This window comes from Streptomyces sp. Ru73, from assembly GCF_002920575.1.
Classification (GTDB): Bacteria; Actinomycetota; Actinomycetes; order Streptomycetales; family Streptomycetaceae; genus Streptomyces.
Genome location: NZ_PQSQ01000162.1, coordinates 1 through 8653 on the forward strand (window position 1 = coordinate 1; position 8653 = coordinate 8653).

General features: G+C 74.2%; 7 protein-coding genes and 1 pseudogene. 4 read left to right on the forward strand and 4 right to left on the reverse strand.

What is annotated here, in order from left to right; all coding sequences use genetic code 11:
* The 4 genes from C3486_RS35375 to C3486_RS35390 all read left to right on the forward strand — a co-directional run.
* A partial coding sequence (locus C3486_RS35375) for an FAD-dependent oxidoreductase (protein WP_181138798.1) occupies positions 1–773 on the forward strand: 773 nt, incomplete at its 5' end.
* Positions 770–1711, forward strand: coding sequence for a dihydrodipicolinate synthase family protein (locus tag C3486_RS35380; protein ID WP_103836967.1), 942 nt, complete (start codon positions 770–772; stop codon positions 1709–1711). The genes C3486_RS35375 and C3486_RS35380, both read left to right, overlap by 4 nt.
* The gene (locus C3486_RS35385; RefSeq protein ID WP_103836968.1) at positions 1708–2709 is read left to right on the forward strand and encodes a proline racemase family protein; all 1002 of its coding nucleotides are present in this window, start codon (positions 1708–1710) and stop codon (positions 2707–2709) included. The genes C3486_RS35380 and C3486_RS35385 overlap by 4 nt, the downstream gene beginning before the upstream one ends.
* The gene (locus C3486_RS35390; protein WP_103836969.1) at positions 2706–4178 is read left to right on the forward strand and encodes an amino acid permease; all 1473 of its coding nucleotides are present in this window, start codon (positions 2706–2708) and stop codon (positions 4176–4178) included. The genes C3486_RS35385 and C3486_RS35390 overlap by 4 nt, the downstream gene beginning before the upstream one ends.
* Here C3486_RS35390 and C3486_RS35395 read toward each other — a convergent pair.
* The 4 genes and pseudogenes from C3486_RS35395 to C3486_RS35410 form a co-directional block, all read right to left on the reverse strand.
* On the reverse strand, positions 4162–4884 hold the full coding sequence (locus tag C3486_RS35395) for a hypothetical protein (protein ID WP_103836970.1): 723 nt from the start codon (positions 4882–4884) through the stop codon (positions 4162–4164). The two genes, C3486_RS35390 and C3486_RS35395, sit on opposite strands and share 17 nt — an antisense overlap.
* Positions 4885–5322: 438 nt before the next feature.
* Positions 5323–6780: a catalase gene (locus C3486_RS35400; RefSeq protein ID WP_103836972.1), complete on the reverse strand. Its 1458-nt coding sequence runs from the start codon at positions 6778–6780 to the stop codon at positions 5323–5325.
* A 219-nt stretch (positions 6781–6999) separates the two neighbouring features.
* Positions 7000–8511 carry a thiamine pyrophosphate-binding protein gene (locus tag C3486_RS35405; RefSeq protein ID WP_103836971.1) on the reverse strand — a complete coding sequence of 504 codons (1512 nt, stop codon included), beginning with the start codon at positions 8509–8511 and terminating at the stop codon, positions 7000–7002.
* A gap of 27 nt (positions 8512–8538) precedes the next feature.
* A pseudogene (locus C3486_RS35410) lies at positions 8539–8653 on the reverse strand (2-hydroxy-3-oxopropionate reductase); the annotation flags it as partial.

Genomic DNA, 8653 nt, shown 5'->3' on the forward strand with positions numbered 1-8653 from the left:
GTGCGGTGATCGAGGCACGTGGCGAGGGGCGCGTCGAGGAGGCCGTCACCGCGCGGCTGCGCCCCGACTGGTCCGTCGTCCCCGGCAGCGAACGCACCGTCCCCGTCGACGCGCTCTGCGTTGGCCACGGCTTCAGCCCCCAGCTGGAGCTGCCGCTGGCCGCGGGCTGCGCCCTGCTGCGCACGCAGGGCGGCGAGTTCGTGGCCGTCGACGGCGACCAGCTGACCAGCGTCCCCGGCGTGTACGCGGCGGGGGAGACCACCGGCATCGGCGGCGCGCCCGCGGCGCGTACCGAAGGCGCGCTCGCCGGCTGGTGCGCGGCCGGCGGCGACCCCGCAGCGCCCGCGCTGCGCCGGGTCCGCCGCAACCGGGACCGCGGCCGCGCCTTCGCCGCCCGGCTCGCCGCAGCGCACCCCGTCGGCGCCGCCTGGCCCGGCTGGCTGCGGCCGGACACGGTCATCTGCCGCTGCGAGGAGACGCCGTACGGGGCGCTGTGCCGGGCCGCCGCCGACGAGGCGGGCGGCGCGCCGCGCGTCACCAAGCTCACCACCCGTGCCGGGCTCGGCCCCTGCCAGGCCCGGATCTGCGGGCCCACCGTCGCCGAACTCACCGCCCGGCCGCGCACCGCGCCGCCCGGCCGCCCCGCCGAGGGCCTGCCGCCCGCCGCCCCGCACCGCCGCCCGCTCGCCCAGCCCATCCGCCTGGGCGAACTGGCCCGCACGCCCGACGCACCGGACACCGACCCGACCGACCCGAAGGAGAGCACCGCATGAGCAGCACCGCCTCCCACCGCCCCGCCGGCCTCGGCGGCGTGGTCGTCGCCACCGCGCTCCCGTACCGGGAGGACCCCGCGGCCCCGGCCGGGCTCGCCGTCGACCTCGACCGGTACGCCGAGCACTGCCGCTGGCTGCTGGACAGCGGCTGCGACGGCATCGGCCCGAACGGCTCGCTGGGGGAGTACTCCTCCCTCACCGACGCCGAGCGCCGCGCGGTCGCCCGGACGGCGGTCGAAGCCGCGGACGGCAAGGGCACCGTCGTCGTCGGCGTGCACGGCGTCGCCAGTCACCAGGCGCGGCACTGGGCCGAGCTCGCCGCCGAGGACGGTGCCGACGGCGTGCTCTGCCTGCCGCCGACGATGTACCGCGCCAACCCCGGCGAGGTGATCGCGCACTTCGAGGCGGTGGCCGGCGTCGGCCTGCCCGTCATGGTCTACAACAACCCCTTCGACACCAAGGTCGACCTCACCCCGCAACTCCTCGGCGAGATCGCCCAGATCGACAACGTGGTCGCGGTCAAGGAGTTCTCCGGCGACGTGCGCCGGGTGCTGGAGATCAAGGAGCGGGCGCCGGGCCTGGACGTCATCAGCGGCGCGGACGACGTGGTCCTGGAGAGCCTGCTGATGGGCGCGGTCGGCTGGTTCGCCGGCTTCCCGAACGTCTTCCCCGCCGAGTCCGCGAAGCTCTACGCGCTGGCCAGGGCCGGGAAGCTGGACGAGGCCAGGGCGCTGTACGAGCCGCTGGTCGCCGCCTTCCGCTGGGACTCCCGCACCGAGTTCGTGCAGGCCATCAAGGCCGGCATGGACCAGGTCGGCCGGTACGGCGGACCCTGCCGCCCGCCCCGCGGGCCGCTCGTCCCCGAGCACCGCGCGCAGGTGCACGCCGACATGGCCCGCGCCATCACCGCGCTCGAGAAGCTGGGAGCCGCCCGATGAGGTCCGTCCGTACCCTCAGCGCCGTCGACTCGCACACCGAGGGCATGCCCACGCGCGTGGTGACCGGCGGTGTGGCCCCGGTTCCCGGCGCGACGATGGCCGAGCGCCGCCGCTACGCCGTCGAACACCTCGACGGACTGCGCCGGTTCCTCGTCGACGAGCCGCGCGGCCACCCCGCCATGAGCGGCGCCCTGCTGCAGCCGCCGACCCGTCCCGACGCCGACTGGGGCGTCCTCTACATCGAGGTCAGCGGCTTCCTGCCGATGTGCGGGCACGGCACGATCGGCGTCGCCACCGTCCTGGTCGAGACCGGCATGGTCCCGGTCACCGAGCCGGAGACCGTCGTCCGGCTGGACACCCCGGCCGGGCTCGTCGAGGCGCGGGTGGCGGTGCGCGACGGCGCCGCCGAGCGGGTCACGCTGCGCAACGTGGACGCGTTCGCGGCCGAGCTGGACGCCAAGGTGACGGTGGACGGCCTCGGCGAGGTCCGGTACGACCTGGCGTACGGCGGCAACTTCTACGCGATCGTGGAGCTGGACAGCATCGGGCTGCCCTTCGACCGGGCCCGCAAGGACGAGATCCTCTCCGCCGGCCTGGCGATCATGTCGGCGGTCAACGACCAGAACCGGCCCGTGCACCCGGTCGATCCCCTCATCACCGGCTGCAAGCACGTGCAGTTCGTCGCGCCCGGCTCCGACGCGCGGCACTCCCGGCACGCCATGGCCATCCACCCCGGCTGGTTCGACCGCTCGCCCTGCGGCACGGGCACGTCGGCACGCATGGCGCAGCTCCATGCGCGCGGTGAACTCCCGCTGCACACCGACTTCGTGAACGAGTCCTTCATCGGTACCCGGTTCACCGGACGGCTCGTGGACACCACCGAGGTCGGCGGACTGCCCGGCGTCGTACCGGAGATCACGGGCCGCGCCTGGATCACCGCCACCGCCAACTACCTGCTGGATCCCACCGATCCCTTCCCCGAGGGATTCGTCCTGTGACCGCCCCCGAGACCGCGAGGCCCGCCGTCCCGCCGCACGCGCCGCGGACCGGCGTCCTGCGCCGCAAGCCCGTGGACTCCTCCGAGGAGGAGAGCGCGGGCGGGCTGCGCCGCACGATGGGCCTGTGGCAGCTGGTCGCGCTGAGCCTGGGCGGCCTGGTGGGCGCCGGGGTCTTCTCGCTGGCCGGGGTCGTGGCCCACGAGGACGCCGGGCCCGGCGTCATGCTGTCCTTCCTCATCGCGATCGTGGCCAGCAGCGCGGCGGCGCTCTGCTACGCCGAGTTCGCCGGCACCATCCCGAAGGCCGGCTCCGCCTACACCTACTCGTACGCGGCGCTCGGCGAGATCGTCGGCTGGGCCATCGGCTGGGACCTGCTGCTGGAGTACACCGCGATCGTCGCCGTGGTGGCCATCGCCGTCTCCGGCTACTTCTCCTACGTCCTCGACGGCATCGGCATCGACCTGCCGGCCTGGATGCTCGGCGCGCCCGGCACCGGCGACGGGCACCGGGTCGATCTGCTCGCCGCGCTGCTCTGCCTGCTGCTGGCGTTCGTGCTGTCGCGCGGGACGAAGGAGTCGGCCCGGTTCGAGACGGTCCTGGTCGTCGTCAAGCTGGCCATCGTGGCGGTGGTCGTGGTCGCCGGGGCCTTCCACATCAAGGCCGGCAACTACAGCCCGTTCCTGCCGTACGGGCTCGGCGGCGCGTTCACCGGCGCCGCGACCACGTTCTTCGCGGTCTACGGGTACGACGCGATGAGCGCGGCGGCCGAGGAGAGCGCCGAGGCGAAGAAGGTGCTGCCCAAGGCCATCGTGGTCTCCCTCGCCATCGCCGCCGTGGTCTACCTGCTGGTGTGCGTCGTGCTGCTCGGCATGCAGGACTACCGCCGCATCGACGTGCAGAGCCCGTTCTCCAGCGCGCTGGCGTCGGTCGGGCTCGGCGGGCTCGGGATGGTCGTGGCCGTCGGCGCCATCATCGGCATCACCACCTCCGCCTTCGCCAACATGCTGGCGGTGTCCCGGGTCTGGTACTCGATGAGCCGGGACGGGCTGCTGCCGCGGTACTTCGCGCGCAACCACCCCGGGCGGCAGGTGCCGACCCGGGTGATCTGGCCGGTCGGCATCGGCTCGGCGCTGATCGCCGGCTTCCTGCCGATCCGGGAGGCCGCCGACCTCACCAACATCGGCATCCTGATGGCGTTCATCGTCGTCGCGGTGGCGGTGGTGGTCATGCGCCGCACGCGGCCCGACCTGCCGCGGGCCTTCCGTACGCCGCTGGTGCCGCTGGTGCCGGCGGTCGGCGTCGCCTTCTCGGTCTGGCTGATCGCCAACCTGGACCCGGTGACCTGGCTGCGGTTCGCCGGCTGGATGGTGCTCGGCATGATCGTGTACGGCCTCTACGGCTACCGGAACTCGCAGGAGCACCCGGACCGCGCGGCCGACGCCGGGGAAGGGCTCAGGGGCCCTTCCTGATCAGCTCGTCCGCGGCGTCGTTCACCGGCTGCGGGGTGCCCGTGAGGTCCATGACGAACAGCGGTAGGTGCAGCGCGTCGGCGCGGGCCCGGGCGTCGCGCGCGTACCCCGCGAGCGAGAAGAACACCGCGAGCGCGGAGTCGTTGAGGCCGTTCAGCCAGACCGTCTCGATCTCCCGCAGCCGGGTCGGGCGGGTGGTCGGGTCCACCTGTGCCACCAGCCCGCGGCCCCGCACGTCCACCCCGGAGGAGCTGCGCTCCGGCGCGCGGACGACCTCGGTGAAGCCCAGCCACTTCAGGTACTGGACGGCGGCGGTGACGCAGTCCCTGGCCGTCCTTATCGTCACCGGGCGGAACGCGGGCCGCAGCGCGGCCGGCCGGGCCGGCGAGCGGTAGCGGTAGGACGCGCGGCCGGGCGGTGTGTCCTCCGGGGCCGGCGGTCCGGGGGCCGGCACCACCGGGACCCGGGCCACCGTGCCGCACACGCACGCCGACTCCGGTGCCGGCCACTCGTCCAGCCGGCCGCAGGCGTCACAGCGCACCTCGACCCAGGAGTTCTGCCAGGTGCGGTGCTGGATCTCGACGGGCACCCCGCCGCGCAGCACGGGCACGGTCAGGGGCGCCCCGCACGCGCACGGGAAGGTGGGCGGGGTGAAGGCGTTGTCGCGGCGGCACGTAGGGCAGCGCACCGGCACGCTGTCGGCCATGTTCGGCTCCTGGCGGGGTCGGTCGGTCCGTCTCGCCCATGGTCCCCCGGAACGCGTGGTTCGCGCGGCGAAACGCCAGGAACGGGACACAGGGCCCGGCACGTCCGTGACCGTACGGCGTGCCGGGCCCTGCGGGTGGTGCCCGTCCGGTGACACGGATGACAGGCGCGACAGGACACGCGCCACCGGACGGAGTCTGGGGGAGGGGTGGGGACCTGAGGTGCTCCGCGGTGCGGGGGAGAGGACGCGCCCTTCCCTATGGGACACGCCCGTACCACCGCACTGGCTTCTCCCGCCGCACCGCGGAGCGACCGTCGGCCGGCGGCCGTGGCCGCCGGCCGGTCCGTACCGCCCGGCCACCCCTCAACGGGCCGGACGGTACGGACGCGCAAGGGTGCTGACCTCCCGTCAGTCCTCACGCAGTCTTGCGGACCGCCGTCAGTCCTCGCGGAGCTCGCGGACCTTGGCCTCCACGCGCTTGCCGTACTCCGGGTCCGCCGCGTGGAAGTGCGCGAGGTTCTTCTCGATGACGTCGTCGCGGGAGACCTGCGAGAGGCCGCCGGCGATGTTCGCCACCAGGCGCTTCTTCTCGTCCTCGGACATCAGCCGGTACAGCTCGCCCGCCTGGAAGAAGTCGTCGTCCTTGGTGTGCTGCGGCGCCTCGTGGGCACCGGTGTGGCCGTTGACCGCGAACGGCGCGTACAGCGCCTCGTTCGTCTGCACCGGGCCGTCGTAGCTGTTCGGCTCGTAGTTCTTGGCGCCGCGGCCCTGGGCGTTGGAGGCCATGAAGCCGTCCCGGCCGTAGTTGTTGGCGGTGGTCGCCTTGGGGGCGTTCACCGGCAGCTGGGTGTGGTTGACGCCCAGGCGGTAGCGCTGCGCGTCGGCGTAGGCGAAGAGCCGGCCCTGCAGCATCTTGTCGGGCGACGGGCCGATGCCGGGCACGAAGTTGTTCGGCGAGAACGCGGCCTGCTCGACCTCGGCGAAGACGTTGTCGGGGTTGCGGTCCAGGACCATCCGGCCGACGCGCTGCAGCGGGTAGTCCTTGTGCGGCCACACCTTGGTGAGGTCGAACGGGTTGAAGCGGTAGTCCGCCGCCTCGGCCGCCGGCATGATCTGCACGTACAGCGTCCAGGACGGGTACACGCCGCGCTCGATGGACTGCAGCAGGTCGGTCTGGTGGCTGTTGGGGTCCTGGCCCGACAGCTCGGCGGCCTGCTCGCTGCTGAGGCAGCGGATGCCCTGGTTGGTCTTGAAGTGGTACTTGACGAAGAACTGCTCGCCCTGGGCGTTGGTCCACTGGTAGGTGTGCGAACCGTAGCCGTTCATGTGGCGGTAGGACGCCGGGATGCCGCGGTCGCCCATCAGCCAGGTGACCTGGTGGGTCGCCTCGGGCGCGTGCGCCCAGAAGTCCCAGACGTTGTCCGGCTCCTGCTTGCCCGTGAAGGGGTCGCGCTTCTGGGAGTGGATGAAGTCGGGGAACTTCAGCGGGTCCTTGATGAAGAAGACCGGGGTGTTGTTGCCGACGAGGTCGTAGTTGCCCTCCTCGGTGTAGAACTTCACCGCGAAGCCGCGGGGGTCGCGCGCCGCGTCCGGACCGCCGAGGTTGTCGGCGACGGTGGAGAAGCGGATGAAGAGCTCGGTGCGCTTGCCGATGGTGTTGAGGAAGTCGGCGCGGGTGAAGCCGGTGACGTCGTCGGTCACCTCGAAGTAGCCGTAGGCGCCGGAACCGCGGGCGTGGACCACACGCTCCGGGATGCGCTCCCGGTTGAAGCGGGCGAGCTTCTCGATGAGCTGCTGGTCCTGCAGGACGATCGGGCCACCGACGCCGGCGGTGGCGGAGTTCTGGTTGTCGGCGACGGGGGCGCCCGACTCCGTGGTGAGTGTGCGCGCCGTCAGCGTGGGCTTCGACATGGTGACCTTCCGTACGAAGAGCGCGGAAGCCGACTTCCGCATGTTGGAGCGTATGGAGGGCTCCAACCAAACGTCAACAGTTTGTTGAAACTTGCTGGGGACCTTCTACCACCGCACGCGGCGGACGGAAAAGGGTCCCGGCGGCGGCACCTGGGCGCGACAGGACAGGTGTCGGTGCCGCCGCCGGAGTCTGGGGGCGAGGCGTCATTCCTCGGGGGCGGCCAGGACCGCGAGCACGGCCGGCCGCCGGGTGGAGAAGGTCTCCTTGCGGGCCCACTCCAGCGCGGAGCGCAGGCCCGCCCGGCCGGTGACCCGGCGCCCCGAGCAGCCGTACGCCTCGGCGAGGCGCACGGTGTCCGGACCGCACTCGTCCCGGTCGAGCAGCAGCTGCACGTACGGCACCGAGCACTCCGCCGCGACCGTCAACTCCTCGGCCAGGGCCGGCAGTCCGGGCCCCGCCTCGATCCCGACCACCACGGCGTCCGGCGCCTCGGCGGCCAGTGCCGCGCGGGCCCCGAGCGCCGCGGGGACCTGCCAGCCCGGCGGTCCGCCGCGGCCCCGCAGCAGCAGCCGGCGCTCCCCGCCGACCGGTAACAGCGCACCGCCCCACTCCGCGTACACCTCGTCGGTGAGGACGAATCGGGTGTCCGGGGCCGTACCGAAGACCGCGGCCAGCTCCGCGTGGACCCGCCGGACCGGCACCGGACCACCGCCGGTACCGTCCGCCCGGACCGCGGCCCCGGCGGGCCCGGTCCAGGAGCGCGGCCGCCGTTCCCCGGCCGCCCGGGCAGCGCCGAGCAGCGCCTCCAGGAACAGCCGCGCGTCGGCCGCGATCCCCGGCCCGGGCGTGCCGTACCGGCCGAGCGCCGACGGATCGGCGTCGACCTGGACCACGGTCGGCACCCCGGCGAGGAGGCCGGTGCGCCGCCCGGTGGCGAGCGCGAGCACGCAGTCCGCCGCGTCCAGCGCCGGCTGTCCGGCCCCGGCGCGGCAGCCGACCGGCCCCGCGTAGAGGTCGTGTCCGAGCCCCGCGCAGCCGCGGCCGCCCGGGGTGTCGGCGAACGGCACCCGCAGCCACTCGGCCAGGGCGCGCAGCGCGGTGCCGGCCCCTGACTCCGGCACCCCGCCGCCCGCCAGCAGCAGCGGCCGGCGCGCGGCCAGCAGCAGCTCCAGTACGGCCGTGACCTGCGCCGGGTGGGGCGCGTCGGTTCGTACGGGCAGCGGCGCGTCGGCCGCGGGACCGTACGCGATCCCCGCCTCGTCCGCGCCCGCTGCCGACTCGACCAGGACGGGTCCCGGCCGGCCCTCGCGGGCCGTGCGGAACGCCTCGCGCAGTGCCCAGGGCAGGCGCGCCGCCGGGGTGGCCGGCAGCACCTGCTTGGCCACCGGCCGGGCGGGACCGGCGGAACCGGGCCCGGCGAGGCAGACCAGCGGGACGCCGTCGGCGCGCGCGGTGTGCAGGCCGGGGACCAGTCCAGGACCGGACGCCGGGCCCGCGACGACCACCCCGGTACGCCCGCTCGCGCGGGCCCAGCCGTCGGCCATGTGCACCGCCGACTGGGGATGACGGGCCGTCAGGCGACCGCTGCCGTCCGCCGCGAACGCCGCGTACAGCGGGGTGCCGGGCGCGTCCGGGCAGCCGAAGACGTGGTCAACGCCCTCGTCCCGGACGATGCGCGCGGTCACCGCTGCGGCGGTCGTCCCCGGCATCGGCATCGGTCGCTCCCCTCCTCGGCCCGTGACTCAGCTCTGGACGGGGAGGCCGGAGAGGCGTTCGACGCCGCGGAGGAGGGCCGAGTGGTCCAGGCCGCCGTCGCCCTGGGCGCGCAGGGAGGCGACGAGGTTGGCGACGACCGCG

Excerpts from the sequence above, each read along its gene's own strand:
- C3486_RS35380 (WP_103836967.1), top strand. The coding sequence starts at position 770 with ATGAGCAGCACCGCCTCCCACCGCCCCGCCGGCCTCGGCGGCGTGGTC.
- C3486_RS35385 (WP_103836968.1), top strand. The coding sequence starts at position 1,708 with ATGAGGTCCGTCCGTACCCTCAGCGCCGTCGACTCGCACACCGAGGGC.
- C3486_RS35395 (WP_103836970.1), bottom strand. The coding sequence starts at position 4,884 with ATGGCCGACAGCGTGCCGGTGCGCTGCCCTACGTGCCGCCGCGACAAC.
- C3486_RS35405 (WP_103836971.1), bottom strand. The coding sequence starts at position 8,511 with ATGCCGATGCCGGGGACGACCGCCGCAGCGGTGACCGCGCGCATCGTC.